The following is a 26,914-nucleotide window of genomic DNA, read 5'->3' as shown; positions in this document are numbered from 1 at the left end:
CAGAACGTGCACGGGCATGCCGACGTCTGCTATCCATGTCAGTCCGGCGCGCGGCTTCCACTGAAGTTCACGTTCGCATTTCGCTGCTTTTCTGTGCTCGCGTCAGTTGCGCAGAGCGGCCGCCGCCGCGCGGGAGCGTCAGCCTCCCACCGCGCCGCAGACGATGTAGCAGCTGGAGGTCATCCGGCGACTCACAGTACGTGCACGCATCGATCCAAGGACAGCGACGGCACCACAGCCGCCTCCCGTCTGATCGCCGAGCCAGTCCACAGTGACCACTACGGACTCGGTCAGCAGCGAGGACTGGCCCAGATGCGCGGTACTCGTCGGCGAATCGGACGATCGGTGTCATGGAGTTCAGCTCGCCGGCGTCGACCGCTGTCTCGCACACCTGGACGCAGCGGAACTCGCCACTTTCCTCTCGGAGCTTTTTCCCGGAGCCGACCTCGACGTCCGTGGTACGACTCTCGACTCGGAACTGCTCATTCGGCTCATGCAGGCTTTCACACCGACCGGTTCCCCAGCTTCGAGGGCGCAACTCGGTCACGCCGACTTCACCGGCGCGACCTTCACCCAGAACTCCTACTTCACCGGTGCGGCCTTCACCCAGGGCGCCTCCTTCCGCCGCGCGACCTTCGCCCTGGACGCCTGCTTCGGCAACGCCACCTTCACCGAGGTCGGCGACTTCACCGGGGCGAGCTTCGCCCAGAACGCCTACTTCACCGGCGCTACTTTCACCCAAGGCGCCTCCTTCCGCCGCGCGAGCTTCACCCTGGACGCCTACTTCGGCGACGCGACCTTCACCGAGAGCGCCTACTTCACCGGCGCGGGCTTCACCCAGAACGCCTACTTCACCGGCGCTACTTTCACCCAAGGCGCCTCCTTCGGCAGCGCGACCTTCACCGAGGACGCCTGCTTCATCGACGCGACCTTCACGACCTGTGAGCGCCTGGGCCCGCTGACGGCCGGACAGCTGGATGTTCGTGGGGCGCAGTTCGGGGTCGCGGTCGTCGTCGAAGCCGCGGCCGGCGAGGTTTCTTGCCAGCGCGCGCGATTTTCCGGCGGCGTCGAGTTGCGAGTCCGTCACGGCCGGGTCGGTCTCGCTGAGGTCTTGCTGGGCGCGGCTTCCTCCCTCGGGCCATCAGTGTCGGCACACGCTGGAGAAGCGCAGGTCGAGAGCTGGCGTGAAATGAACGGCTCTCTTGATGACCGTCCGGTGCTGACGTCGCTTCGTGGGACCGATGTGTCGGAGCTGGCTCTGACCGACGTCGATCTGCGGTGGTGCCGGTTCGCGGGGGCGCATCACCTGGACAAGCTGCGGATCGAGGCGACAGTACGTTCCCGCGGTCGGCGCGGCACGGCTGGCTCTGGTGGCGTCCCAGACGGCAAGTGATCTTCGAGGAGCATCCGTGGCGGGCGCAGCGGAAGCCGAGGTCAGGCTGGCTGGCTTCGGAACCGTTCGCCACCGACCAGGTGGAGCAGGTCGGGGCGAGCCGGCTGGCGGCGCTGTACCGCTCGCTGCGCAAGGCCCTGGAGGACGGCAAGAACGAGGCCGGCGCGGGGGACTTCTACTTCGGTGAGCAAGAGGCCCGCCGGCGTGCTGTCGGAACGTCGTTCGTCGAGCGGGCGGTGCTTTGGGCGTACTGGCTGGTTTCCGGGTACGGGCAGCGCGCATCACGCACCGTGACCGCGCTTGCCGGCGTGATCGCCGTGCTGGCCGTTGTACTGATCACCTGTGGCCTGCCCGCGGCTGGGCCGACGTCGCAGTCCACCACGGTGACTCACGCGGTGCCCGGCGGTGGCCAGGAAACCGTCACCACCTCCACGGACATCGCGCCGCAGCTGCCGGCGGGGAATGCCCGGTGGACTCTCGGCCGCGTCGAGACTTCGCTGCGCATCGCGTTGGGGGCGGTGGTGTTCCGCGACGCCGGCCAGAAGCTGACGTCGGTGGGGACGTGGGCGGTCATGGTGGCCCGCTTCGTCGGTCCGATCCTGCTGGCGCTGGCCGCGCTCGCCGTGCGCGCCCGGGTGAAACGATGACCGGACCCGCTAGGGTGGCTGCAGCCGAAAACGAGGGGCGACGATGACCGAGCAGGAAGGGGCGGACTGGATTCCGCCCGGGGCCGATCTTTCCCGGCCCAGTGCCGCGCGCATCTACGACTACCTGCTCGGTGGGGCGCACAACCTCGCCCCCGACCGCGAAGTCGCCAGGAAGCTCGAGGCCATCCAACCCCAGGTTGCCGCCGTCGCCCGGCGCAACCGGGCCTTCCTCAGGAGGGCCGTCCGGTTCCTCCTCGACCAAGGCATCCGCCAGTTCCTCGACCTCGGCTCCGGCATCCCCACCGTCGGCAACGTGCACGAAGTCGCCCAGGCGGTCGACCCCGCGGCGAAGGTCGTCTACGTCGACTACGAACCCGTGGCCGTCGCGCACAGCCGGATGTTGCTCAAGGGGAACGCCCACGCCGCCGCCATCGAGGCTGATGCCACCGACAGCGCGAAGGTGCTCAAGGCCGACGCGACGACAAGGCTGCTGGACCTCGAGCAACCGGTCGGGCTGCTCGCCATCACCCTCGGGCACTACCTCCCGGACGTCGAGCGGATCTTCAAGAACTACCGCGACGCCCTCGCGCCCGGCAGCTACCTCGCGCTCACGCACCTCACCAACGACTTCGCCGTGCTCAACGACCCCCGGGTCGCCGAGACCATGCGGCAAACGCAGGACCACATCTTCCCGCGGACGAAAAGCGAAGTGCTGGCGATCTTCGACGGGTTCGAACTCGTCGAACCCGGGCTGACCACCTCGGCGAACTGGCGGCCCGACCGGCTGGCCGCCGTCGTGGATCCCGAAGAAGACGGCCTCTACGCCGGCGTCGGCGTCAAACCGTAGAGCCGAAGCGCTCCCACGCCGACTGGCGGGTCATGCCCAGCGCTTCGCCGATCTTGGACCACGTTCCGCCCAGCTCACGGGCCTTGCCGACCCACGCCGCCAGGTTCTGCTGGACCTGCGTGGTCGCCGCGGCCACCGGGGTCAGGTTCTGCAGCACCTGCGCCAACGGCAGGTCGTGTTCCCACGGCGCGATGAGCGGCGCGTCCGACGGCTTGCCCTCGATCACCGACACGCACAGCCGGACGCAGCCGTCGCAGATGAAGACGCCTGGGCCGCCGACCAGGGTTTCCACTTCCGTGTTGGGCTTGGCGCAGAACGAGCAGCGGGCGATGACCACCATGAGGACCTCCCTTGTCAGGTCGGACCTTACAAGCGTAAGGGAGTTCCTGACAAGAGGAACGCGGACGTCCACTCGGCCAACTCGGTGAAGCGGGCCGTCAGCTCCTCGATCTCGGCCCAGCGCCGGTGCTCCCGCTCGAGGTCCGGCACCAGGAAGTCCTCCACCAGCAACAACAACGTCGCGATCTCGTACGCGACGTCGGCCAGCTGGAGGAACGGGCGGTAGTCCGCCTCCGTGCCCGGCCCGTGCGCCACCGCCCAGGCGCGGGCACCGTGGCCCGCCGTGCGGCACGCGGCCGCCACGCGGCGCCGCAGGTCGCCGCGGCGGGAGTCCGGGTGGGTTTCGGCCAGCGGGGCGACGTTCCAGGCCACCGAAAGCAGGCAGCACCCGGCGTCGTCCATCGAGTCAGCGATCACACAGCGTACTCTGCGGATCGGCGCACAAAACCGCCGGTTCGACTCGCGCGGTCAGCCCATCGTGTGGAGAACCGGCCCGGATCGGGTGAGCTGGGACAGCGACACGAAATCGGCCAGCGCCTGCTGCCCCGCCGCGTTGGCGTGGATGCCGTCCCCGTTGTCGTAGGCAGGCAGGATGCTGTTCGGCTTCAGCGGGTCCTTGAGCACCTGGTCGAAGTCGACGACACCCGAACACGTGCCGCCGCAGCTGCTCCAGCGGGAAACGAACAGGCCGATCTCGTGGCGGGCCAGGTTCGCCGCGTCGCTGTAGCCTGGCCTCGGCGTGCTCGGGGTGACGTACACGGCGATCCCCGCCGCGCGCAGGCGCTGGAAGACCGCGCGGTAGCTGTCCAGGATCGTCGCCGCGTCGCAGCCGTACGCGAGGTCGTTGGTGCCGTAGTAGTAGATCACGGACCGGACGCCGTGCAGCGCCAGGACGTCCCGGTCCAGCCGGCTCTGCGCGTCCAGGCCCGCGACCGACGGCGGCATGCCGGGGCACGTCGGGGCGCTCGTCGTGCCCGAGACCCCGGCGTTGGCCACGGCGAGCGGTGCGGACGCGGCGACGAGGCGGCGCGCCAGGTCGTCGGTCCAGCGCCGGTCGGCGCCGAGCTGCGTGCAGCCGGGGCCGCAGTTGGTGCTGCCGATGCCGTCGACGACCGAGCTGCCGAACGGGACGACCGTGCCCTTCAACGCTGTGTTGTGCACGTCGACCGCGCTCACGACGTACGTGGCTCCGACCGTCGACGTGTAGGCCGCACCCGAGACGTCGGCGGCGTGGTCGCCCGAACCCGCCGGGGTGAGGTAGTTGTCGCGCAGGGCCGCGCCGTGCCGGCCGGGGACCGCGGCGCCCTCGACGGACATGCTCACCGCCAGGTTCGTGTCCGGCCTGGTGACCAGCCGCGTTTCGTCGCTCCAGACTTCGCCGCCCGCGGGGATCGTGACGCTCGCGCGGCCTGCGAACGTCAGGCCCCGCACGGCCGACACCGCGGCGCCGCCCGCGCTCGGGCCCGCGGTCGCGTGGCCGATGGTCAGCGGCCCGGTGCCGAAGGTGTTCTGGAACCGGACGCGGACCGCGTCCCCGCCCTGGCTGAGGTGGGTGATCATGCGCAACGACTGCGCCGACACCGGTGCGGCCGCGCGGCCGTCCTGGGATTGGGCCCACGAGGTGAACCAGGCGGGCCCGGCCCCGGCGGCACCCGGTGCCGAGGCGACGACGGCGGCGGCCACGGAAAACGCGGTCAGAAGCGCGATCCTGCGCACGGCGGCTCCCTTGTCCATTGAGGACAGTCGACGGCGACCGTCCCCGCCGATGGTAAGCAGCCGGTCACGGGAACGACAGGATCCTGTCCGATCTTGTCAGCGACCGCCCGGGTGCAGTTCGATGGCGGCATGGAGCAACGACTCTTCGGCGAGCCGTACGAGACGCCGGACGGCACCACGGTGATCCCGGTCAGCCGCCCGGTCGGGGTGTTCGCGATCCGCGACGGCCAGGCCAAGTGGGAGCCGGCGGTCGACGCCACTCGCGTCGCCCTGCTCGCGGTGACGACCGGCCTGGTGGCCGCGGCGCTGGGCACGCTCGCGGTGCTGCGCCGGCCGCCGTGGCCGGACCTGCGGGCCGGCGAGGCACCGCGCTGGTGGCGCTAGGCACCGCCCGCCGTCGCGCCCTTGGCCAGCGCCTGGACCCGGCCGAAGGGACCGTTGTAGTAGTTCTGGTCCCCCGGCAGGCCGCCGCCCTTCGCGAACTGCCAGATGCTCTGCTTGTCCCAGCCCGCGGGCAGCTCGCCGACTTCCGGGCCGTAGCGGGCGAGCCAGAGCGGGTTGGTGTTCCCGAACCCCGCCGCGTTGCCGGTGCAGCGCTTCCACCACGCCGTGCTGGTGTAGATCAGCGCGCTGCGCTTGACCTTCGCCAGGTACGTGCGGGTGAAGTCCGCGATCCACGCCGTCAGGTCCGCCGCGTTCTTGCCGTAGCAGACGTCGCCGTACGGGTTGTACTCGATGTCCAGCGCGCCCGGCAGGGTCGTGCCGTCGGCGCGCCAGCCGCCGCCGTGCGCGATGAAGTACTCCGCCTGCGCGGCGCCACCGGAGACGTCGGGGCGGGCGAAGTGGTACGCGCCGCGGATGATGCCCGCCGCGTGCGCGCCGTCGTACTGCTGCCCGTACTGCGGGTTGACGAAGCCGGTGCCCTCGGTCGCCTTGACGTAGGTGAACTGCGCGCCGGCCCCGGCCGCGGCGGCCCAGTCGACGGGCCCTTGGTGCCCGCTCACGTCGTGGCCGAGCGTCTGCCCGGCGTCGTCCAGCCGCGGGGTGCCCTGGACGCCCTCGTGCAAGGCGATCTGCGCGCCGGCGTAGTTCGCGGCCGCCAGCGAATAGTCGGGGGTGGCCGACGCGGGCGGGGCGGTGACCACCGCCGCGAGCGCCGCCAGCGCGCCCGCTCCGGCGAGCCGCGCCCGCCACTTCGGTTCTTCGGACAGGCTTCGGCTCATCCGGGCTCCGATCTCGGTACTGGCACGTCCGGAGCCCATGCTGCCTGCCCGTGTCGCTCTTCGCGACACGTCTGTCACTCGATGTAGTGACCTACAGCTCGGTCGTGATGATCGCCTCCACGAGCACCTCTCCCACCGGGGTCAGCTCGACGACCCCGTCGCCGGGGTGCAGCCGGACGAGCCCGCGCGCGGCCAGCGAGCGGAACCTGCCCAGCCACGGCTCCGCGAACAGCGACCGGCCGGGGAACCGCGCGCGGTGCAGGGAATCGCGCAGCGGCTGCAACGTCGTCAGCGCCATCTTGACCGCCCGGGCTTCCTGCGCTTCGGGCGTGAACCGCGTCGCCGAGCCCAGCGGGATGCGCCCGGCGGCCACGGTTTCGCTGTACCGCTTCGAGTTGACGTCGGTGATCGCCTCGGACGCGCGGCAGCTCGACGAACCACCCAGCCCGATCGCGACTTCGGGCTCCTGCTTGTCCTGGTCGACCATGATGGACTTCCACTTCTCCGGCCCGAGCCCGGCGCGCGCGAAGTACATCGTCGGGTGCTCGGTGTACCCCGCCGCACGCAGGCCGTCGGTGAGCAGCTCGCGCATCTGGTACTGCTCGCCGAGCGTGGGCCAGCGGTGGCCGTCGCGCACCAGCTTGTCCCGGTAGGACGGCAGCTGCCAGGCGGCGGGCTTCTCCCCCGTCACGCCGGTGCGGGTGTCGCTGTAGGACGCCAGGTGCAGCTTGGTGCACACCACCGCGGTGACCTCGTTCTCCAGCACGACGTCCAGGTCGCGCCGGACGCTGTCGAGGGTCTGGTCGAGCAGGCCGTACATGAGGTCGATGCTGACCCACTCGAAGCCCAGCGAAGCCGCGTTGCGGACGAAGTCGACGCACATCGCCGCCGAGTGCTCGCGGCCGCACAGCTCCAGCACGTGGTCGTCGAACGACTGGACGCCGCTGGACAGCTTGGTGCAGCCCAGTTCGCGCAGCAGCGAGAGCTTCGCCGGGGTGAACGTGCTGGGGTCGCCCTCGAACCGGATCGTCGTGTCCGCGGTGAACCCGAACTCCGACCGGTAGAACTCCAGCAGCCGGCGGATCTCCGGCTCGGGCAGCAACGACGGCGTCCCGCCGAAGACGTTGAACTCCCCCACCTCGGCCCCGGCCAGGTTCGGCACGGCGTCGAGCCACAGCTTCGCCTCGGCGATGTTCAGGTCGACCCAGTGCTTCGCCTTTTCGTACGCCACCTCGGGTTTCCCCTTCACCAGCACCACCGGGTACTGGCAGAACCGGCAGCGGTAGGCGCACGTCGGGATGTAGGACCACAGGTGGATCGGGCCGGCCGACGCCAGCTGCGCGTCCAGGTCACGCAGGAACTCCGCCGGCGTGCCGGGGACGTTGCCGGGGAACACGTGCGCCCCGAACGGGTCCTCGCGGACGAACTCCAGCAGGTGCCGGTTCTCCGGCGCTTCCAGGACGTCGAGCACGGCGGGCCGCGGCCAGGCCGGGTCGAGGCCGTGCAGCGAGCCGATCGCGTCCTCGTAGGCGAGCGTCATTCAGAACACCCCTCCGTTGCCGAAGTAGTTGTGGGCCTCCCCCGATTCGCGGTCTTCGCAGTAGTAGCGGACGAACTCCGCGAAGCGGCCGGGCGGGACTTCCGCGAGGCACGGCGGCAGCGGCGGCGGGACGCCGATGTCTTCGCCGACGTGCCGGCGCAGGCACGCGAACAGCTCGTCGGCGAACTCGAAGTACAGCCGGTACGACGGCGTCTTGTAGGCGTGGATCGGGGTGAAGTCGACGACGCGCATCTCGTCGCGGATCTCCGCGATCCGCCGGGCCAGCCGGCCGGCCAGGTCCGCGCCGAAGAACGCGATCACCGCGTCGTCTTCGAGCAACGCGGGGGTCAGCAGCACCGGCAGGATGGTGTTCTTCGGCGTGAAGTCCTTGATCGAGAACTCCCACGCCTGCTTCGCTTCGGCCTCGGTCAGGTCGGCGGCGACCGCGGGCGCGGCGGGCCGGATGTCGCGCATGACGATGATGCCGTCGGAGCCGTACGCCCGGCCCGCGATGACCTCGTCGATGGCGTGGTCGACGCGCCGCGGGTTGATCTCGACGCGCGAGCGCGGCGCGTACGTGATCGCGTCGCCCCCGCTGGCCACCTTGATCCCGAAGTCCCAGTCGTCGGAGAGGTGGTTGACGAACTTCCCGTCCTGCAGCTGGTAGAAGATCTCGATGCCGCCGGCGCGCTCGTAGGCGTCGCGCTCGACGGCGAACCCCTTGCCGTCCGGGAAGCCGCCGAACAGCGAAAACGTGACCGCGCGGCACCGCAGCGTCCGCTGGATGGCGTCCCACAGCCGTGGCCGCCCGGTGAAGTGCGCGGGGTCGTAGTAGTAGTCGCAGACGCCGATCGCGGCCTTGCTCGTCTCCATCGCGGTGAACAGCTCGCTGAGCCAGTGCGCGTCGACGCGGCAGTCGGCGTCGGCCGACACCAGGTAGAACCGCTCCCCCGGATCGGTGTCCGGCCGGTTGCGGCTGCGGGCCGCGGCGAAGTCCATGCCGGCCCGCCGCGCGCACGAAACGCCTTGCTCGGGTTCGTGGATGACGTGCAGGGCCAAGTCCGGGTGGGCCGCCGCGAAGCCGCGGGCGATCGCGACGGTGTCGTCGGTCGAGTTGTTGTCCACCAGCACGACCTCGTAGCTGCCGTGGTCCAGCGGCCCGTCGCCGTCGCGCTGGTCGTGCAGCGTCCGCAGCACCTCCGGCAGGTTCGCGGCTTCGTTGTACACCGGCAGCACGACGCTCAGCCGCGTGCCCGCCCCCATCGGCGGCGGGTAGAGCCGGTCGACGAGGTCGTCGACGACCGGCGTGCCGAACCGCGCCCGCCCGAGTTCCGAGTTCGCCCGCACCACTTCCGCCCGTTTCCCTTCGTCGGTGATCAGCCCGGCCACCTCGCGGGCGAACGCCGCGTCCGGCAGGTCGCGGGCCCGGATGTCCAGCACCGGGGCCCGGAACCCGCCGTAGACGACGTCGTACAGCTCGTACCCGCTCGTGATGTACGGCGTCCCGGAGGCGATGGCTTCGCTGACCGGGTTGCCGTAGCTCTCGTAGTCGTAGGAGGTCAGGAAGGAGACGACCGTCGCGTGCGCCAGCAGATCGCGCACCGAGTAGCGGCCGGGCACGGCGGTGTCGTACGGCGTCAGCCAGCCGCCGAACACGACGCGGTCGCGCACGCCGAGCTTCTCGGCCAGCGCGACGAGCCGGGCGTGCTCGGCGGGTGCCTCTTCGACGTCGCCGGCGACGAACAGCCACGCGTCCGGCAGCAGCGCCAGCAGGTGCAGGTCCCGGTCGAGGCGCTTCTGCGGGATGATCCGCGTGATCCGGGCCAGGAGCGGGACGTCGCCGGGGATGCCGTGCTCGCGCCGGAAACCGGCGTTGCGCTCGTCGATCCGCGCGGGCGCGATGGCGAACGCGTTGGGCAGGACGTCAATGTTCCGCAGCCCGGGCACCCACTCGAGCGTCCGCGCTTTCGCCTGCTCGTGCAGCGCGAAGTAGTGGATGTGCGGCGAATTCCGCGGTGCCGGGACCCCGGGGTACGGGAACCGGCCGTACTTGGCGATCCCCGGCTCGCTCTGCCACATCAGGTCGTGGTCGCGCCAGAACACGAACCGGCCGAGCCGGTGGCGGGCGCCGTAGCGGTCGATCGCCCGGTACAGCGCTTCGGTGTAGGTGAGGTTCTCCGGCAGGGTCCCGTTCTCCACCGCCACCATCGTCACGCCGCGGCGTTCCCAGGTCGCCACGATCCGCGCGGCCAGCTCGCCGGCGATGCGGTCGATCTCCGGGCGCAGGGTCTCGTCCCCGCGCTGGACCACCTCCCGCAGCACCCGCTCGACGAACGGGCGGTCGTAGCCGCGGATCTCCTCGACGCCCTCGACGCGGTCGAGCGTGACCCAGTCCGGCAGCAGGCCCGCCTCGTCGCGGTAGGGCCGGAAGAAGGCGCCCTTGTCGGCCTTGATGTCGTAGCCGAGGTCGAGGTGCACCCGGCGCCCGGGCAGCCGGCCCGCCGTCTTGAGGAACTCGACCACGACCCCGGACAGCGGAGTGGCGTCGAAGGACACGCCCCAGAGCACTGACATCGATGTCGGACTCCCGTCTCGGCTTCGCCGTCACCCTCAGCCTACGGGCTGTGGCGGCGGGTGGCCGCGCGAGCGGGAAGCGCTTTCCCTTGGCCGGCACGGTTGACCGCGGCCGCCGCGCACCCCAGAGTGGCTCCATGAACCGGGCCCTCGGGGTGCTGACCTGCGGCGCCTTCCTCTCCGTCGTGCTCGGGGTCCTCGGTTCCGGGGAGCCCGTGCTCTCGCTCGTGCTGGGCGCGGTCTTCACCGCGCTCGCGACGCTCGGCTTCGGCTGGGTGCAGGCCCGCGGCCGGCTCGCCTGGGCGGCCGGGTACGTCGCCGTGCAGCTCCCGCTCGCCTTCGTGATCTTCACGGTCAACGCCGGGGTCGGGGCGACGCTGTTCCTGGTCGTGCTGGTCAGCCAGTGCGTGCTGCTGCGGCTGCCGCTCCCGGTCGTCGCGCTGGTGATCGCCGTGGTGCCGCTCGTGCACCTCGGGATGTCGCTCGGCGAAGGCCTCCGCGAAGGGCTCGGCACGCTGGTCTCCGTGGTGTTCGCGGCCGTCATCACCGAACTCCTCCTGCGCGAGCAGCGGTCCCGCGCCGAACTGGCCGAGGCGCACGAGAAGCTGCGCGACTACGCCGGCCAGGCCGAACGGCTGGCGACCGCGCAGGAGCGCAACCGGGTCGCGCGCGACATCCACGACGGGCTCGGGCATTCGCTGACCGTCGTGCAGATGCAGGTCAAGGCGGCCCGCGCGGTGCTGCCGACCGATCCCGGCAAGGCCGACGAAGTCCTGGCCAAGGCCCAGGAGCAGGCCGAGAACGCGCTCGCGGAAGTCCGCCGGTCGGTCAAGGCACTGCGCGAACCGCGGCCGTCGCCGTTGCCGGAAGCGCTGGACGCCCTTATCTCGGAGGCCGGCGTCCCGGCGCGGCTGACCGTGTCCGGCGCCGAACGCCCGTTGCCGGCAGAGCACAGGGAGGCGCTTTTCCGCGCCGCGCAGGAAGGTCTGACGAACGTCCGCAAGCACGCGGCCGCCACCCGGGTGGACCTCGAACTGGACTACGCCGAGACGTCGGTGCGGCTCTCGGTGCGCGACGACGGCGCCGGGTCCCGCGGCGGCACCGGCTTCGGGCTGCTGGGGCTGCGGGAACGCGCCGAGAACCTGGGTGGCAAGCTCGACTTCACCTCGGCGCCGGGCGAGGGCAGCGCGCTGAGCATGGAGGTTCCGGGATGACGCCGGTCCGCGTCCTGCTGGTCGACGACCAGGCCCTCTTCCGCGAAGCCCTCGCCACGCTCCTCGCCACCCACGACGGCATCGACGTCGTCGGCGAAGCGGGCAACGGCGACGAAGCGCTGAGCCAGGCCGCCGCCCTGACCCCGGACGTCGTCCTGATGGACCTGCGCATGCCGGTCCTCGACGGCGTGGGCGCGACCCGGCGGCTGCGGCTGGCGCAGCCCGGCGTCCGGGTCATCGCGCTGACCACCTTCGACGACGACGAGGACGTCTTCGCCGCCCTGCGCGCGGGCGCCGTCGGGTACCTGCTGAAAGACGTCTCGTCGGCGCGGCTGGTGGAGGCGGTGCTGGCGGCCGCCCGCGGGGAATCCGTGCTGCAGCCGTCGGTCGCGGCGAAGGTCGTCGCGCGGTTCGCCGAGCTGCCTGCCGCGCCGGAGCCCCGGCCGCAACCGCTGGTCGTCCCGTTGTCGGAGCGCGAACTCGAGGTGCTGCGCCTGCTCGCCGACGGCCGCAGCAACCGCGAGATCGCCACGGCGTTGTTCCTCGCCGAGGGCACGGTGAAGAACCACGTGACGAACCTGCTCGGCAAGCTCGGGGCCCGTGACCGCACGCAGGCCGCGTTGCGCGCGAGGGACCTCGGCCTGCTCTGACGCGGTCACATGACCCGGGTCATGACTTCCGGCACCTGGCAGCACGGGCCCGGACCGGGATTCTCGTCCAGGACGAAACCTGGAGGGACCCGAGATGACCACCACCGAAACACCCCGGACCACCACCCGCAAGCTGGCGCGGTTCGCCGGCCACTACGCCGAAATGGTCGCCGCCATGCTGATCGGCATGGTCGCGCTCGGCCCGCTGTGGCCGTCGGCCTGGCTCGAGCGGGCGGACGTCGACGCGCTCGTGATGGCCACGAACATGACCGTCGCGATGGTGCTCGCCATGGCGCTGCGCCGGCACTCGTGGCCGCGGATCACCGAGATGGCCGCCGTCATGTACCTGCCGTTCGTGGCGCTGCTCGTGCCGTACTGGCTCGGCGCGCTGTCCGGCACCGCGCTGATGGTGGCCGGGCACGTGATCATGTTCCCGCTGATGCTGGCCGCCATGGTGTGGCGCCGCGCCGAGTACTGGCACTGACGTGCGGACCTTCCTGAAGTGGTGCGCGCTCGTCGTCGCCGTGCTCGCCGTCCCGGCCGTCGGCGCGACCGTCTCCGCGCTGTCGGCGTTCGACGCCCTTTACGCCCCCGGCCCGTCGCGGCCCCTCCCGGCCGCGGCGCCGGCCGCCCACGACCCGGCCAAGCCGACCGCGGTGGTCGTCGTCGGCGACCGCGGCGCGGTCGTCTCCGATGTGCTCGCGCCGTACGAGATCCTGGCTTCGACCGGCCGGTTCAACGTCTACGCCGTCGCGCCGCACCGCGAGCCGAAGCCGCTGACCGGCGGCCTGGACCTGGTACCGGACTTCGGTTTCGCCGACCTCGCCGCGCGGCTCGGCCCGAAGGCACCGGACCTCGTCGTCGTGCCCGCCCTGCCGGACGTCGGCGAGCCGAGCAGCGACGTCGTCACGGCGTGGCTGCGCGCGCAGGCCGCCCGCGGCGCGAAGTTCCTGAGCGTCTGCAACGGCGGTGGCGTGCTCGCCTCGGCCGGCCTGCTCGACGAGCGCCCGGCCACCGCGCACTGGCTCAAGGTCGACACCTGGGCGAAGGAGTACCCGGCCGTGAAGTGGGTGCGCGGGCAGCGTTTCGTCGACGACGGCGACGTCGTGTCCACCGCCGGGATCCTGTCCGGCGTCGACGGCACGCTGCACTGGGTCGAGCGGCTGGCCGGGACCGACGTGGCGGCCCGCGCCGCGGCCGCGATCGGCTGGCGGCACTACGGCGACGAGGTGCCGGTGACCCCGCCGGCGGGCGTGCCGGACGCGGCCGCGATCGTCAACGCGGCCTTCCGGTGGAACCCCGACGAGATCGGCGTGCTGCTCACGAACGGCGTCGGCGAGATCGAGCTTTCCTCGGTGTTCGACACCGAAGGCCAGTCGCTGTCGTCGCGCACGCTCGCCGTCAGCACCGACGGCGGCCCGGTCCGGTCGCGGCACGGGCTGACGTTCCTGCCGCGGGACGCCGTCACCGCGCCGGGCCTGGACCGGCTGGTCGTGCCGGGTGCGACGCGCGGGATCACGCCGCCGCCCGGCGGGCCGTCCCCCGAGTACGTCCACGACCGGCCCGGGTTCGCCTACGACACCGTGGTGAGCGGGCTCGCGCGCCACACCGACGTGGCCACCGCCCGCTGGACGGCGAAGGTGCTGGAGCTGCCCACCGACGGCGTCGTGTTCGAGGGCCGGGCCTGGCCGTGGCTGCCGACCGCCGTGCCGGTCGCGCTGCTCCTGCTGGGCGCGGCGGTGATCGTGGTGGTGCGCCGGGTCCGGCGGCCTAAAACGATTTAGGAAATCTCCTACCGACGAAGGTCGGGCGCCCCGGTGGAGTATTGCCAACGTGTGAGGTTGTGATTACAGTCACGTATCACGCTGTATTGAAACGTTCAAATTCGTCGCCCATCCCCGCCTCCAGGGAGCCTGCATGCTGCCCTCCAAGCTTTGGCGCGCGACCACCACCACGCTCGCCGCGGTCCTGGCCCTCGCGGCCGCCGCGGCGCCCCCGGCCGGCGCCGCCCCACCCGTCGACCTCGCCGGCGCGCACTGGATCTGGTACCCCGAAGGCGACGCCCGCGTCTCGGCGCCCGCCGCCACCCGGTACTTCCGCACGACGTTCACCGTCCCCGCCGGCGCGGTCACCGACGCCCGGTTCGCCGTGACCGGCGACGACACCGCCGACGTCTGGCTCAACGGCACGCCACTGGCGTCGTCGGCGCGCACCACGGACTCCTGGCGGACGGCGCTGGCGGTGGACCTCAAGCCGGCGCTCAAGCCCGGCGTCAACACCCTCGCCGTCGCCGCCCGCAACGCCGGCGGACCGGCGGGCCTGCTCGGCAGGCTGCGCGTCACCACCGGCTCGGGCACCACGGACGTGCCCACCGACGCCGGCTGGAAGAGCGCCACCACCGCGGCGGAAGGCTGGGAACAGCCCGGTTTCGCCGACGGCGGCTGGGCCGCGGCGCAGGACCTCGGCGCGTACGGCACCGCGCCCTGGGGCACCGGCGTCCGCACGCCGAACGCCTCGGACCCGACCCCGCTGTCGGTCGCGACCGCCACGGTCGGGCAGCGGGTGAACCCCCTCGGCGTCGACCCGGCGCGGCCGCGGTTCGGCTGGAAGCTGGGCTCGTCCGCACCGCAGCAGCGGCAGTCCGCGTATCAGATCGTGGTGTCCGCCGGCGGAACGGACGTCTGGGACAGCGGCCGCGTCGCTTCGGCGCAGCAGGCCGATGTGCCTTACGGCGGTCCGGCGCTCGGCTCGCTCACGGCGTACACCTGGCGCGTCCGCGTCTGGGACGGCCAGGGCCGGCAGAGCGGCTGGAGCGCGGTGCAGCGCTTCGAAACCGCGTTGCGCACGCCGTCGGCCGAGTGGACCGGCGCGTTCGTCGGCCGCGCCACCGCCGGCCCGGACCTCGCCGGGGCGAGCTGGATCTGGTACCCCGAAGGCGATCCGCTCGGCGGCGTGCCCCCGGCCACCCGGTTCTTCCGCAAGACCTTCGACCTGGCCGCGCCGGGCAAGGCGACGCTGGTCGTCACCGGCGACGACACCGCGACCGTGTGGGTCAACGGCACGAAGGTGAGCGACTCGCCGCGGGTCACCGACTCGTGGAAGACCGCGGCCGTCGTCGACGTCGGCGGTCTCCTCACCGCGGGCTCCAACACGATCGCGATCAGCGCCGAGAACACCACGCAGAGCCCGGCCGGGCTGATCGCCAAGCTGACCGTCCCAGGCGGACCCATCGTCACCACCGACGGCACGTGGAAGGCGAACCAGACCGGGCCCGCCGGCTGGGAGCAGCGCGGGTTCGACGACAGCTCCTGGACGGCCGCCCGCGCGCTGACCGCGTACGGCACCGGCCCGTGGGGTGCGAACGTCGCCGTGTCCGCGCCCTCTCCCCTGCTGCGCAAGAGCTTCACCGTCTCGAAGCCGGTGGCGAGCGCGCGGCTGCTCACCACCGCGCTCGGGCTGCAGGAGACCCACCTCAACGGCGTCAAGGTCGGCACCGAGGTCCTCGCGCCCGGCTGGACCGACTACGCGAAACGCGTCCAGTACCGCGTTTCCGACGTCACCGGGCAGGTCCGCCAGGGCGAGAACGCGCTGGGCGCGCTGCTCGGCAACGGCTGGTACTCCGGCAGCGTCGGCATCGCCGGCAGCCAGAAGTACGGCACCGAGCCGTGGTACTCGGCGCAGCTCAAGCTGACGTTCACCGACGGGACCACCACGACGATCGCGTCCGACGGCACCTGGAAGACCGCCGACGGCCCGATTCGCGCCGACGACCTCTACCAGGGCGAGACCTACGACGCCCGGCTCGCGCCGGCGGGCTGGGACCGGCCCGGCTTCGACGACCGGGCGTGGTCCGCACCGCGCGTGCGCTCCGGCGCGAAGCCGAACCTGGTGTCCCAAGTGGACAACGGCGTCACGGTGCAGCAGGAGTTCAAGCCCGTCGCGTGGACGCAGGCGAAGCCCGGCGTGTGGGTGGCCGACCTCGGCCAGAACTTCAGCGGCTGGAACCGGCTTTCGGTGACCGGGCCGGCGGGCACGACCGTGACCGTGCGGCACGCCGAAGTGCTCAACCCGGACGGCACGATCTACACGACGAACCTCCGCGCGGCGCAGGCGACCGACCGCTTCACGTTGGCCGGCACCGGGTCCGCCGAGACGTACGAGCCGCGGTTCACCGTGCACGGCTACCGGTACGTCGAGCTGACCGGCCTGCCCTCGGCGCCGACGGCGACGACGTTGACCGGCCGCGCGATGTGGACGTCCGGTACGCAAACGGGCACGTTCACGACGTCGAACGCGCTGGTGAACCAGCTGCAGCACAACATCCTGTGGGGTGAGCGCTCGAACATGCTGTCCGTCCCGAGCGACTGCCCGCAGCGCGACGAGCGGCTCGGCTGGACCGGCGACATCGGGATCTTCGCGGGCACTTCGACGTTCAACCTCGACGTGGCGAACTTCCTCGGCAAGTTCAGCGACGACCTGGTCGACGCGCAGCACGCCGACGGCTCGTTCACCGACGTCGCGCCGGGCGTGCTGGGCGGCTCGGGCACGGCGGGCTGGGGCGACGCGGGCGTCATCGTGCCGTACACGCTGTGGCAGCGCTACGGCGACACCGGCGTGATCGACGAGCACTTCGCCGCGATGGTGAAGTGGGTCGAGTACCTGCGCTCGACGTCCGGCGCGGACCTGATCCGCGACCACCAGACGTACGGGGACTGGCTGAACGTCAACGACAACACCGCGCAGGACCTGATTTCGACGGCGTTCTTCGCGTGGTCGTCGCGGCTGGTGTCGCGGATGGCGGCGGCGACCGGGCGGACGGCGGAGGCGACGAAGTACGGGACGCTGGCCGACCAGATCGGCGCGGCCTTCACCAGCCGGTTCACGCAGGCCGACGGCACGGTGGGATCGGGCTCGCAGGCCGGGTACGTCCTGGCGCTGGCGTTCGGGCTGCTCCCGGCGTCGCGCGTCCAGCCGGCGGCGGACAAGCTGGCCGCGCGCGTGGCGGCGGCGGGCGGCCACCTGAGCGTCGGCTTCCTCGGCGTCGAGAACCTGCTGCCGGTGCTGGCCGCGCACGGCCACGCCGACGTCGCGTACCAGGTGCTGCTGCAGCCGGGCTTCCCCGGCTGGGGCTACATGATCGGCCACGGCGCGACCACGATCTGGGAGCGCTGGGACGGCATCAAGCCGGACGGCACGTTCAACGACCCGGGCATGAACTCGTTCAACCACTACGGCCTCGGCTCGGTGGGCGACTTCCTCTACCGCTCGGTCGGCGGGCTGTCGCCGTCGTCCCCGGGCTACGCGTCGCTGCTGGTGGCGCCGCGTCCGGGTGGTGGCTTGACGTCGGCGAAGTCGGCGTACGAGACCCCGTACGGCGGCGCGGTCAGCGACTGGTCGGTGTCGAACGGGACGTTGACGCTGAAGGTGACGGTGCCGGCCGGGTCCTCGGCGACGGTGCAGGTGCCGACGTCGAACCCGGGCGCGGTGGCGGCTCCCGCTCAGGCCGTGCCATCGGCGCCGGGAACGTACTTCGTGCCGGCGGGTTCGTACGTGTTCACCGCTCCCGCGTAGGGAGTTCAGCCGGTGCCGCCTCCTTCGCGGGGCGGCACCGGCCGCACGGCGAACTTCAGGTGGAAGTTGTCGAGCGTCGCCGGGAGCGGGCGGTCCGGAGCCAGCACCGGACCCGTCGTCTGCTCGAACGCATGGCCCCGCAGCAGGTTCGCCAGCAGCGTGCTCACGCAGAACTGGACCAGGTCACGGCCCGGGCAGATCGCCGGGCCGGCGCTGAACGGGACGAGCGCCGGGTTGGCCGCCGCGCGGCCGTCGAGCCAGATGTCCGGGTCGAAGCGGTCGGCGTAGGGCAGGTCCGCGTCGCGGTGGAAGAACGGGGTGAAGACCAGGACCGTCGTGCCCGCCGGGCCCCACGACGTCTCCTCCGTGCTTTCGCGCAGCAGCATCGGCGTCGTGGGCCACAGGCGGATCGCGTCCAGCACGCACGCCCGCAGGTAGCTCAGCTGATGTGGCTCCCCCGGATCGATCCCGGCGACCTCCTCGCGGGCGCGGTCGGCCGCCGCCGGGTGGGACGCCAGCAGGGCCAGCGTCCGGAAGGTCACCATGCCCGCCGCGTCGAAGGCGAACAGCCAGTGCGCCACCTGGTCCGCCGCCGTGCCGTCGCCGGGCGCGCCCGCGATCGCCGCGGCCAGGCTGCCCGGCTCCGCGCGGTTCAGGTGCCCGGTCAGGCGGTCGTGGAATTCGGCGCGCAGCCGGTTCCGCCGCGGGTGCAGGTAGGCCCAGTTGGCGTCGAGGCGGAGCCGCTCCAGCTGGTCGGTCAGGGTCTCGTCGTCGCGGGCGCCCTCGCCCAGCACGATCCGCCGGACCAGGCGCCACCAAGCGACGTTGAAGGTGTCCCAGGTCAGCTCGGTGGCGCTGGTCAGGGCAGCGGTCTCGGCGGCGATCGCGCGGGCGAACGGCGCCGCCAGCTCGTGCAGCGGACGGCCCGGCTCCAGCACGGCCTCGGAGAAGGCGCGCCGCGGGGCGCGGTCGCCGGCGGGCGAGATCAGCACGCCGTGCGGCTGGAAGTGCCCCAGCGCGGCGCGTTTCTCCACCGTGGACGGGCTGAACGGCATCGGGGCGGCCGCCAGCACCGCGCCGACGTCTTCGGCGGACAACGCCAGCTCCATCGACCGGCCGGGCACGCGCAGCTTCAGCGGCCGCCCGTGGTGGCGGTCGCGCAGGCGCGTCAGCAGCTTTACGGCCGGACGATCGACCTGGAGCTTCTCCGCGACGGCCATCGCGCGCGGGCGGCGCTTGATCACGCCGCCGGCCAGCGTGGGCAGCGCCACGCCGAGCGCGATCCGGATCGTCTCGGCCACCGAAGCGGTGTCGGGCCTCTCCTGGGTAGTCGTCATGAGGCGCGGCTACCCGGGACGCCCGCGGCGGAAACGCCGTCAGCGGCGCAGGGCGACGTTCAGCACGTCGCCGGCGTGGTCGAGGCAGTCGGCGCAGATCACCGCGTCCCGCGCGGCGCAGTCCACGCGCAGCAGCGGACGCCGGAGGCCGAGGAACGTCCGGCGCTCGCGGAGGCCGCAGAAGTCGCAGACCGCGGCCAGCGGCGACGTCACGGCGGCCAGCACGTCGCCCGCCGGGGTCTCCCGGTCCGCGCCGTCGCGCACCACGCGCAGCCCGGCCCGGACGCAGTCCAGGCAGATCGGCCCGGCCCGGCCGGGCACCCGCGGGTCGCGGGACCGGCCGCAGAACCGGCACGGCCGGCCGGCCCCGTTGCTCGCCGTCACGCCGCCTCCTCACCGGTTTCGCCGCGCGCACAGCCGGGAACTCCGGGCGCGACGCACCTCGACGGCCAACGCTACTCCCGCGCGGCCGATCCGGGGCGGCGGCGGACCCCGCTCACGCTCGGCCGGGTTCCGGCCCGGACCTCCCGCCCGGGCGGCACGGCACGAGCGGGCAGGAGGAACCCTTGTCGTCGTTGACGGTGCTGTTCGGCGTGGCCGGCCTGCTCGCCCTCGCCGCGGCGATCGTCCCGAAACTCGTCGCCGACCGGCCGTTCTCGGTGCCGCTGGTGATGCTGATCGCCGGGATCGTCCTGGGCCTGCTGCCGCTGCCCGCGCCGTACGGCAACGGCTGGAGCGACCCCGCCGCCCACCTGCGCGGCGTCGAATCCTTCACCCAGCTGGGTATTCTCGTCGCGCTCGCCGGGGCGGGCCTGTCCGTGGACCGCGCGTTCGGCCTGAAGCGCTGGGGCTCGACGTGGCGGCTGCTGGCCCTGACCATGCCGCTGTCGATCCTGGTGATCGCCGCGCTCGGGTACTGGTGGCTCGAGCTCGCCCCCGGGGTGGCGCTGCTGCTGGCCGCGGCGCTGGCCCCGACCGACCCGGTGCTGGCGGGCGACGTCGGCGTGCCGCACCCCGACGTCGAGCCGGATCTGGCCCGCAACAACGAAATCCGGTTCACGCTCACCACGGAGGCCGGGCTCAACGACGGCCTGACCATGCCGTTCGTCCTGCTCGGCCTGGCCGTGGCGGGCAGCAGGCCGAACCTGGACGTCTCCTGGGTGCTGGTGGACCTCCTGCTGCCCGTCGCGATCGGCGTGCTGGTCGGCCTGCTGGCCGGCCGCGGCCTCGGCTGGGCGATCTTCCACACCGCGTCGGACCGGTTGCGGCTGGCCGAGTACGGCGACGGCCTCGTCCTGCTGGCGTTGGCGTTCCTGCCGTACGCGCTGGCGGAAGTGGCCCACGGCAACGGGTTCGCCGCCGTGTTCGTCGCGGCCGTGGTCGTGCGCAAGCTGGAGCGGGAGCACGACTACCACGGCGTCCTGCACGCCTTCGGCCACCAGCTGGAACGGCTGTTCGTGCCGCTGGCGCTGCTGGGGCTCGGGCTGGCGATCGGCGACGGGCTGCTGCGCGGCCTGCGCGTGCTCGAAGTGGTGCTCGCCGTCGTCGCGGTCCTGGTCGTGCGGCCGGTGCTCGGCTGGCTTTCGCTGCTCGGCGGCTCCGCCGGACGGCCGGCCACCGCGGCGATCGCGTTCTTCGGCGTCCGCGGCATCGGCACGCTGTACTACCTGGCCTACGCGCTCAACCGGCTCCCGGTGCCGCAGCAGGACGTGCTCTGGCGGGTCGGCGCGCTCGCCGTCGCCGTGTCGGTGCTCGTGCACGGCATCCTCGCGGAGCCGGCGATCCAGCGGATCGAACGGATGGGCGGCCACTTGCCGTCGACCTGATGTGTAGACCCGCGACGGCCGGGTAACCGCCCGGCAAGGCCCTTTTGGCGACTGGCCGATCCGGAAATGTCGCCGCGACGGAAGGTGCACCCCGATGAACGACAAGTTCGAGAACAAGGGCGAAGAGCTCAAGGGCCGGGCCAAGGAAGCCGTCGGCAACGCCACGGACAACGAGCAGTGGCAGGCCGAGGGCAAGTCCGAACAGGCCAAGGGCTCGCTGAAGCAGGCGGGCGAGAAGATCAAGGACGCCGTGAAGGGCGTCACGAACAAGGACTGACCGGTTCTTCCGCGGCCGCACCCCCTGCCCGGGGTGCGGCCGCCTTTCGCGCTGGGGGCGATTCATGTTCGACGGCTTCACGCTCGACCACGTCGACGTCGGCGACGTCACGCTGCGAGTGCGCCACGGCGGCTCGGGCCCGCCGGTCCTGCTGCTGCACGGGCACCCGCGCACGCACACGACGTGGCACCGGGTGGCGCCTCGGCTCGCGGAGCGGTTCACGGTGGTGTGCCCGGACACGCGCGGCTACGGCCGCTCGACGAAACCACCGACCGACGCCCAGCACACGCCGTACAGCAAGCGCGTCATGGCGGCCGACTGCGTCGCCTTGATGGCGCACCTGGGGCATCCCCGGTTCTTCGTGGCGGGGCACGACCGCGGCGCGTACGTGGCGACGCGGCTGGCGCTCGACCACCCGTCGGTGATCCGCGGCGCGGCGATCCTGGACGCCGTCCCGATCGGCGAGGCCCTCGCCCGCTGCGACGCGCGGTTCGCGCGCGAGTGGTACCACTGGTTCTTCTTCGCCCAGCCGGAAAAACCCGAACGAGTGATCACCGCCGACCCGGACGCCTGGTACAACGTCGCCACCAAGAACACGCCCGAGCGCCTCGGCGCCGGGAACTTCGCCGACTTCCACCACGCGATCCACGACCCGGCGACGGTCACCGCGATGCTCGAGGACTACCGCGCGGGCCTGGGCGTCGACCGTGCCCACGACGACGCGGACCAGGCGGCCGGACGGCGGATCACCTGCCCGGCCCTGGTGCTGTGGTCGAGCGACGACGACCTGGAGGATCTCTACGGCGACGTCCTCGGTGTCTGGCGGTCCTGGACGACGGACCTGCGCGGGCACGCGATCAAGTCGGGGCACCACATGGCCGAGGAGAACCCCGAAGCACTGGCGACCGCGCTCGGCGACTTCTTCGGCGGGATTTAGCGGCTCCTGGACAGAGGTCCGGCACTGCGCCCCAAGGTGGCCTTGGTTGCGTCTGACGCACCGAAGGCCGCCTTGGGTGCGTCAGACGCACCGAAGGCCACATTGGGGCGCTCGTCCCGAGCGTCGATTTAGCGCAGGCGGCGGGTCCCGTCGCCGAGGGGTTCGGTGCGGCCCGCCGCGTCGAGGCGTTCCAGCAGCGGGATCATCACCCGCCGGGTGCTGTCGAGGGCTTTGCGCGCCTCGGAAACCGTGAACGGTCCCGGCAGGCGCCGCAGCCCGGCGACCGCGCGCTCCTCCGCGTCCGGGCCGAGCACGACCCCTTCGGCGAGGGCGGTCAAGCGCCCGAGCCGGACCGCCGCCGCCAGCTCGCGCCTGCCCAGGCCCAGCGCCCGCAGCTCGTCCGCCTCCGGCGCGCGGAACGGGTGCTCCGCGAGCCGCTTCAGCACCGTCTCCAGCGCCTCTTCGACCGCGGGGGCGAGACCGGCGCCGGGACGGCGGACGAGCCCGCCGGCCACCTCGAACCCGGTGCCCTCGAGCACGGGGACGACGAGTTCCGGCGCGGGCAGGCCGAGCCGCTGCCGCAGCGCCTCCACCGGCACGCCCGCCGCGGTCCGGTCCCAGCCGCCCACGACGTCGGCCGCCTCCGCGCGCAGGGCCGCGAACCGCTCCTGGTCCGCGCGCCAGCCGCCCAGGCGCTCGCCCGTCTCCGGCAGGCCCATCGCGGCGAAGTCCGCCGCGCGGACGAAACCGTGGCGGCGCAGGTACGTCCGGGCGAGGTCGGGGTCGGTCAGCTCGCGGCCGCGGTCCCGGGCCGCGCCGCGGCGGGACAGCGGGGGCGGGCGGACGTCCAGGACGTCGAACCCGGCGGCGATCCGGTGCTGCCCCGGGTCGCGCAGCAGGCCCCGGTCGCCGACGCGCAACGGCAGCGCGGTGCTCGTGGTGAGCCGCGCGGTGTCCGTCCCCAGTGGACGGACGCGCACCGGCCGCGCCACCGTGCCCAGGTGCAGCACCAGGTTCCGGTGCAGGTCGGCGGCGGCCGCGCCGCGCAGCCGGACGTCGAACTCGGCCGTGGCGCGCCAGCGGCCGGGCGTGAGCAGGACATCGCCGCGGCCGACGTCGCCCCGCGCGGTGCCGCGGAGGTTGACCGCCACCCTGGCCACGGCGGTGACCCGGTCGCGGGGCTCGCCGAGCGCCTGCAGCCCGCGGACCTTCACCGGCGTCGAGCCCAGCCGCAGTTCGTCGCCCACCGCTATCGTCCCGGCGGCCAGCGTGCCCGTCACGACCGTGCCCGCGCCGGACACCGTGAAGGCGCGGTCGATCCACAGCCGGACGTCGGCGTCCGGGTCGGGCGCGGGCAGGCCGGCCGTCAGCTCGGTGATCGCCGCCCGCAGCTCGTCGAAGCCCGCGCCCGTCCGGCCGCTGACCGCGACGCTCGGCACGGTGCCCAGCGACGTCCCGGCGATCTCGTGCAACGCGGCTTCGGTGGCGGCGGCCGGGTCGGCGCGGTCGGCCTTGGTGACGACCAGCAGGCCGCGGCGGACACCGAACGCGTCCAGCGCGGCGAGGTGCTCGGCCGACTGCGGCATCCAGCCCTCGTCCGCGGCGACGACGAACAGCACGGCCGGCGCGGGCCCGGCGCCGGCGAGCATGTTCGGGACGAACCGTTCGTGGCCCGGCACGTCGACGAACGCGACGTCCTCGCCGCCGAGCCGGGTCCACGCGAACCCGAGGTCGATGGTGAGGCCGCGGCGGCGCTCCTCGGCCCACCGGTCCGGCTCCATCCCGGTCAGCCGCCGCACCAGCGTGGACTTCCCGTGGTCGACGTGGCCGGCGGTGACGATCACCCGCATCGGCGCACGGCTTCCCGCAGCTTCGCGTCCTCGTCCGGCCGCACGGTCCGCAGGTCGAGCAGGCAGCGGTCGCGCACGACCCGGCCGACGACCGGCGGCTCGCCCGTCCGCAGGGCCACCGCGAACCGCGCGGGCAGGCTGACCGCGGCGCTGGGCAGCTCGACGCCGGGCGCTCCCCCGCCACCGACCGCCGCGGTCGACGCGACCGCTTCGGCGCCGAACTCCCGCAGGCTCTCGGCCAGGGTTTCGGCGCGGCGCCGCAAGTCCTCGACGGACGCTTCGAGCGCGGCGCGCACCGGCGGGAGGGGCCCGCGCAGCGTCGCTTCGAGGGCGGCGAGGGTGAGCTTGTCAACGCGCAGGGCCCGGGCCGCGGGGTGCCGCCGCAGCCGTTCGACGACGTCCTTCTCGCCGAAGATCAGCCCGGCCTGCGGGCCGCCCAGGAGCTTGTCCCCGCTGGCCGTGACGACCGCGGCGCCCGCTCGCAGCGCGGTCGCCGCGTCCGGTTCGCCGGGCAGGAGGGGGTGCGGGGCGAGCAGGCCGGAGCCGATGTCGGCGACGACCGGCACGCCGAGCTGGGCGAGTTCCTCGAGCGACGCCTCCGCCGTGAAGCCGGTGACGCGGTAGTTCGACGGGTGGACCTTGAGCACGAACCCGGTGTCCGGGCCCAGCGCGGCGGCGTAGTCGGCGGCCGTCGTCCGGTTCGTGGTGCCGACTTCCCGCAGCCGGGACCCGGTCGAGGCGAGGAGGTCCGGGATGCGGAAGCCGTCGCCGATCTCGACCAGCTCGCCCCGGCTGACGACGATCTCGCGGCCCGGCGCCATGGCGAGCGCGCAGAGCAGGAGCGCGGCGGCGTTGTTGTTGACGACGTGCACCGCGCCGGCGTCCGGCACGGCGGCGGCCAGCGCGGACAGGGCGCTCCGGCCGCGGCGGGCCCGGTCGCCGGTCGCGAGGTCGAACTCGACGTCGGTGGCGCCACCGGCCGCCACGAGCGCGTCGAGCGCGGCGGCCGAGAGCGGGGCGCGGCCGAGGTTGGTGTGCACGACGACGCCGGTCGCGTTGAGCACCGGCCGCAGAGAGGACGCGCTCCCGGGCAGCCGCGCGAGCACGGTGGCGGCGACGTCGGCCGGGGCGAGTTCCCCGGCGCGGGCGGCGCGCTGGACATCCTGGACGACGGATTTCACCAGGTCACGGCCGAGTTCCGCGGCGGCTTTCGCGATCCCGGGCTCGGCCAGGAGCGCGTCGGTGCGCGGGATCGCGCGGCGCGGGTCAGGCATGGCGGAGGCGGACGGGAATCGAACCCGCCAGCGGCAGGACCTGCCGCTCGGCGATTTTGAAGATCGCGCCGGTCACCAGGCCGGATACGCCTCCCTGCACCATGGCAGCCATCCTGCCAAGGACGCGGCGGACGGGCACGATGAACCCGTGGGTTACCGACTGACGCAGTACGCGCACGGCGGCGGCTGCGCGTGCAAGATCCCGCCGGGCGAACTCGAAGCGGCCGTCCGCGGCCTCACCGGCGCCGCCCCCGTCGATCCCCCGGGCGAGCTGCTCGTCGGCCTCGACACCGGCGACGACGCGGCCGCGGTCCGGATCTCCGGGGACACCGCGCTCATCGCGACGACGGACTTCTTCACGCCGGTGGTCGACGACGCCTACGACTGGGGCCGGATCGCGGCGGCGAACGCCCTTTCGGACGTCTACGCCATGGGCGGCACGCCGGTGGTGGCGGTCAACCTGCTGGGCTGGCCGCGCGAGACGCTGCCGTTCGAGCTGGCCGCCGAAGTGCTGCGCGGCGGCCTCGACGTCTGCGGCAAGGCGGGCTGCCACCTCGCCGGTGGGCACAGCATCGACGACCCGGAACCGAAGTACGGCCTGGCCGTCACCGGCGTGGCGAACCCGTCGCGGCTGCTGCGCAACGACGCCGGCCGCGCGGGGCTGCCGCTGACGCTGACCAAGCCGCTCGGTATCGGCGTGCTGAATTCGCGGCACAAGGCGACCGGGGAACGGTTCGAGCAGGCGATCGACGTCATGACCACGCTGAACGCTCCGGCCGCGCGTGCGGCGGTCGACGCCGGGGCCACGTGCGCCACCGACGTCACCGGGTTCGGCCTGCTGGGTCACCTGCACAAGCTGGCGCGGGCCAGCGGCGTCACGGCCCGGATCGACCCGGCGGCGGTGCCGTACCTCGACGGCGCGCGGGCGGCGTTGCGCGACGGCTACGTCAGCGGCGGCACTCGGCGCAACCTCGACTGGGTCGCGCCGCACGCCGACCTCGCGGTCCCCGCGGACGAGGCGTTGCTGCTGGCCGACGCGCAGACGTCCGGCGGGCTGCTGGTGGCCGGGGAGCTGCCGGGGTACCCGGTGATCGGGGAGCTGGTGCCGCGCGGGGCGCACACGATCGTCGTGGGCTGAGTTTCGGGCCGGGTGCGGCGGGTACGCGACGGGTATGTCCGCACCGGAACGAACCAGCCTCGAACACCACCTGGCCGAGACGCGGTACCCGTGCGGCCGCGACGAGCTCCTGCGCCGCGCGGCGGCGTCCGGCGGCGGTGACTCGGTGCTCGGCCCCCTCGGCGGCCTGCCCGACGGCGACCGGTACGACGACTTCGATGCCGTGTGGGAGGCCGTGTCGGCCAAGCACATCGGCGGGGCGCCGTAGGGGTTCAGCCGAGGCGCTCGACGGCGTCCTTGGCGTCTTTGAGGCCGGCGCCGGTGCGTTCGCGGTAGACCTTGATCGCCTGGATCTTCCGGCCCTCCCGCACCAGCGCGACGACCTCGTCGAGTCCCGGCTCCTCGACGGCGACCCCGAGCTTCGCGGCGATGGCGTCGAGCTTGGTCTCCACCCGGGCGAGCCGCCGATCGACCCGCGCCAGCCGCCGATCGGTGGCCGACGACCCGAGCGCGACGACCGCGACCAGCACGACCACACCCAGCAACAGCATCCCGTAGTCCATGGCGGGCCATGCTACTTCC

25 protein-coding genes and 1 tRNA gene are annotated in these 26,914 nt (G+C 72.9%); 14 read left to right on the top strand and 12 right to left on the bottom strand.

Annotation, left to right across the window (positions count from 1 at the left end; all coding sequences use genetic code 11):
* Window positions 1-271 precede the first annotated feature (271 nt).
* Genes EIY87_RS45140 through EIY87_RS45130 form a run of 3 tightly spaced genes read left to right on the top strand, consistent with a single transcriptional unit; the run spans window position 272 to window position 2,887 of the window.
* Complete coding sequence (locus tag EIY87_RS45140) at window positions 272-1,393, top strand: pentapeptide repeat-containing protein (RefSeq protein ID WP_125316235.1); 1,122 nt, start codon at window positions 272-274, stop codon at window positions 1,391-1,393.
* On the top strand, window positions 1,390-2,040 hold the full coding sequence (locus tag EIY87_RS45135; RefSeq protein WP_125316234.1) for a hypothetical protein: 651 nt from the start codon (window positions 1,390-1,392) through the stop codon (window positions 2,038-2,040). The genes EIY87_RS45140 and EIY87_RS45135 overlap by 4 nt, the downstream gene beginning before the upstream one ends.
* A 43-nt stretch (window positions 2,041-2,083) precedes the next feature.
* Window positions 2,084-2,887 carry an SAM-dependent methyltransferase gene (locus tag EIY87_RS45130; protein ID WP_125316233.1) on the top strand — a complete coding sequence of 268 codons (804 nt, stop codon included), beginning with the start codon at window positions 2,084-2,086 and terminating at the stop codon, window positions 2,885-2,887.
* Here the strand turns inward: EIY87_RS45130 and EIY87_RS45125 are convergent.
* Genes EIY87_RS45125 through EIY87_RS45115 form a run of 3 tightly spaced genes read right to left on the bottom strand, consistent with a single transcriptional unit; the run spans window position 2,877 to window position 4,942 of the window.
* Window positions 2,877-3,227: a ClpX C4-type zinc finger protein gene (locus EIY87_RS45125; protein ID WP_125316232.1), complete on the bottom strand. Its 351-nt coding sequence runs from the start codon at window positions 3,225-3,227 to the stop codon at window positions 2,877-2,879. The two genes, EIY87_RS45130 and EIY87_RS45125, sit on opposite strands and share 11 nt — an antisense overlap.
* Window positions 3,228-3,253: 26 nt before the next feature.
* A complete protein-coding gene (locus tag EIY87_RS45120) occupies window positions 3,254-3,640 on the bottom strand; it encodes a hypothetical protein (RefSeq protein ID WP_191984525.1) in 387 nt (128 codons plus the stop codon).
* A 54-nt stretch (window positions 3,641-3,694) separates the two neighbouring features.
* Window positions 3,695-4,942, bottom strand: coding sequence for a GDSL-type esterase/lipase family protein (locus tag EIY87_RS45115; RefSeq protein ID WP_225440427.1), 1,248 nt, complete (start codon window positions 4,940-4,942; stop codon window positions 3,695-3,697).
* Between the two features lie 129 nt (window positions 4,943-5,071).
* Between EIY87_RS45115 and EIY87_RS45110 the strand changes: the two genes are divergently transcribed.
* Window positions 5,072-5,326 carry a hypothetical protein gene (locus EIY87_RS45110; protein ID WP_125316229.1) on the top strand — a complete coding sequence of 85 codons (255 nt, stop codon included), beginning with the start codon at window positions 5,072-5,074 and terminating at the stop codon, window positions 5,324-5,326.
* Here the strand turns inward: EIY87_RS45110 and EIY87_RS45105 are convergent.
* The 3 genes from EIY87_RS45105 to EIY87_RS45095 form a co-directional block, all read right to left on the bottom strand.
* Entirely contained in the window at window positions 5,323-6,165 is an 843-nt protein-coding gene (locus EIY87_RS45105; protein WP_125316228.1) for a GH25 family lysozyme, read from the bottom strand. The two genes, EIY87_RS45110 and EIY87_RS45105, sit on opposite strands and share 4 nt — an antisense overlap.
* A gap of 91 nt (window positions 6,166-6,256) precedes the next feature.
* The gene (locus EIY87_RS45100; RefSeq protein WP_125316227.1) at window positions 6,257-7,705 is read right to left on the bottom strand and encodes a radical SAM protein; all 1,449 of its coding nucleotides are present in this window, start codon (window positions 7,703-7,705) and stop codon (window positions 6,257-6,259) included.
* A complete protein-coding gene (locus EIY87_RS45095; protein WP_225440426.1) occupies window positions 7,706-10,279 on the bottom strand; it encodes a glycosyltransferase in 2,574 nt (857 codons plus the stop codon).
* Window positions 10,280-10,416: 137 nt separating this feature from the next.
* Here EIY87_RS45095 and EIY87_RS45090 point away from each other — a divergent pair, with 137 nt between their 5' ends.
* The 5 genes from EIY87_RS45090 (at window position 10,417) to EIY87_RS45070 (ending at window position 17,714) form a co-directional block, all read left to right on the top strand.
* Window positions 10,417-11,493, top strand: a complete 1,077-nt coding sequence (locus EIY87_RS45090; RefSeq protein WP_125316226.1) for a sensor histidine kinase — start codon at window positions 10,417-10,419, stop codon at window positions 11,491-11,493.
* Complete coding sequence (locus tag EIY87_RS45085) at window positions 11,490-12,143, top strand: response regulator (protein ID WP_125316225.1); 654 nt, start codon at window positions 11,490-11,492, stop codon at window positions 12,141-12,143. The genes EIY87_RS45090 and EIY87_RS45085 overlap by 4 nt, the downstream gene beginning before the upstream one ends.
* Before the next feature lie 94 nt (window positions 12,144-12,237).
* Complete coding sequence (locus EIY87_RS45080; RefSeq protein ID WP_125316224.1) at window positions 12,238-12,627, top strand: hypothetical protein; 390 nt, start codon at window positions 12,238-12,240, stop codon at window positions 12,625-12,627.
* Between the two features lies 1 nt (window position 12,628).
* Entirely contained in the window at window positions 12,629-13,927 is a 1,299-nt protein-coding gene (locus EIY87_RS45075) for a DJ-1/PfpI family protein (protein ID WP_125316223.1), read from the top strand.
* 133 nt (window positions 13,928-14,060) lie between these two features.
* Window positions 14,061-17,714, top strand: coding sequence for a family 78 glycoside hydrolase catalytic domain (locus tag EIY87_RS45070; protein ID WP_125316222.1), 3,654 nt, complete (start codon window positions 14,061-14,063; stop codon window positions 17,712-17,714).
* Between the two features lie 5 nt (window positions 17,715-17,719).
* Here EIY87_RS45070 and EIY87_RS45065 read toward each other — a convergent pair whose 3' ends face one another.
* On the bottom strand, window positions 17,720-19,051 hold the full coding sequence (locus tag EIY87_RS45065; protein WP_125316221.1) for a cytochrome P450: 1,332 nt from the start codon (window positions 19,049-19,051) through the stop codon (window positions 17,720-17,722).
* A gap of 39 nt (window positions 19,052-19,090) precedes the next feature.
* Window positions 19,091-19,435, bottom strand: coding sequence for a hypothetical protein (locus EIY87_RS45060; RefSeq protein ID WP_125316220.1), 345 nt, complete (start codon window positions 19,433-19,435; stop codon window positions 19,091-19,093).
* A 182-nt stretch (window positions 19,436-19,617) separates the two neighbouring features.
* On the opposite strand from EIY87_RS45060, the gene EIY87_RS45055 reads away from it, so the two are divergent.
* From EIY87_RS45055 to EIY87_RS45045, 3 genes are all read left to right on the top strand, one after another.
* The gene (locus EIY87_RS45055) at window positions 19,618-20,877 is read left to right on the top strand and encodes a cation:proton antiporter domain-containing protein (RefSeq protein WP_125316219.1); all 1,260 of its coding nucleotides are present in this window, start codon (window positions 19,618-19,620) and stop codon (window positions 20,875-20,877) included.
* Window positions 20,878-20,971: 94 nt separating this feature from the next.
* Complete coding sequence (locus EIY87_RS45050) at window positions 20,972-21,154, top strand: CsbD family protein (RefSeq protein WP_125316218.1); 183 nt, start codon at window positions 20,972-20,974, stop codon at window positions 21,152-21,154.
* 64 nt (window positions 21,155-21,218) lie between these two features.
* Window positions 21,219-22,091 (top strand): alpha/beta fold hydrolase, encoded by an 873-nt coding sequence (locus EIY87_RS45045; RefSeq protein ID WP_125316217.1) that lies wholly within the window; start codon window positions 21,219-21,221, stop codon window positions 22,089-22,091.
* A gap of 128 nt (window positions 22,092-22,219) precedes the next feature.
* On the opposite strand, the gene selB is transcribed toward EIY87_RS45045, so the two are convergent.
* The 3 genes from selB to EIY87_RS45030 form a co-directional block, all read right to left on the bottom strand.
* Window positions 22,220-23,941, bottom strand: a complete 1,722-nt coding sequence (selB, locus tag EIY87_RS45040) for a selenocysteine-specific translation elongation factor (RefSeq protein ID WP_125316216.1) — start codon at window positions 23,939-23,941, stop codon at window positions 22,220-22,222.
* Window positions 23,932-25,215 carry an L-seryl-tRNA(Sec) selenium transferase gene (selA, locus tag EIY87_RS45035; RefSeq protein WP_125316215.1) on the bottom strand — a complete coding sequence of 428 codons (1,284 nt, stop codon included), beginning with the start codon at window positions 25,213-25,215 and terminating at the stop codon, window positions 23,932-23,934. The genes selB and selA overlap by 10 nt, the downstream gene beginning before the upstream one ends.
* Window positions 25,215-25,309: transfer RNA gene (locus tag EIY87_RS45030), tRNA-Sec, on the bottom strand. The genes selA and EIY87_RS45030 overlap by 1 nt, the downstream gene beginning before the upstream one ends.
* Window positions 25,310-25,363: 54 nt before the next feature.
* On the opposite strand from EIY87_RS45030, the gene selD reads away from it, so the two are divergent.
* Both selD and EIY87_RS45020 read left to right on the top strand, forming a co-directional pair.
* Complete coding sequence (gene selD, locus EIY87_RS45025) at window positions 25,364-26,353, top strand: selenide, water dikinase SelD (protein ID WP_125316214.1); 990 nt, start codon at window positions 25,364-25,366, stop codon at window positions 26,351-26,353.
* A 34-nt stretch (window positions 26,354-26,387) separates the two neighbouring features.
* Window positions 26,388-26,600, top strand: a complete 213-nt coding sequence (locus EIY87_RS45020; RefSeq protein WP_125316213.1) for a DUF2795 domain-containing protein — start codon at window positions 26,388-26,390, stop codon at window positions 26,598-26,600.
* 4 nt (window positions 26,601-26,604) lie between these two features.
* Here the strand turns inward: EIY87_RS45020 and EIY87_RS45015 are convergent, their stop codons facing one another.
* Window positions 26,605-26,895, bottom strand: a complete 291-nt coding sequence (locus EIY87_RS45015) for a ribosomal protein L7/L12 (protein ID WP_125316212.1) — start codon at window positions 26,893-26,895, stop codon at window positions 26,605-26,607.
* Between the last annotated feature and the right edge of the window lie 19 nt (window positions 26,896-26,914).

Origin of the sequence: Amycolatopsis eburnea (genome assembly GCF_003937945.1) — a bacterium.
Lineage (GTDB): Bacteria > Actinomycetota > Actinomycetes > Mycobacteriales > Pseudonocardiaceae > Amycolatopsis > Amycolatopsis eburnea.
Note: the sequence above shows the minus strand (reverse complement) of the source record. Positions and strands in the feature narration are given on the sequence as shown.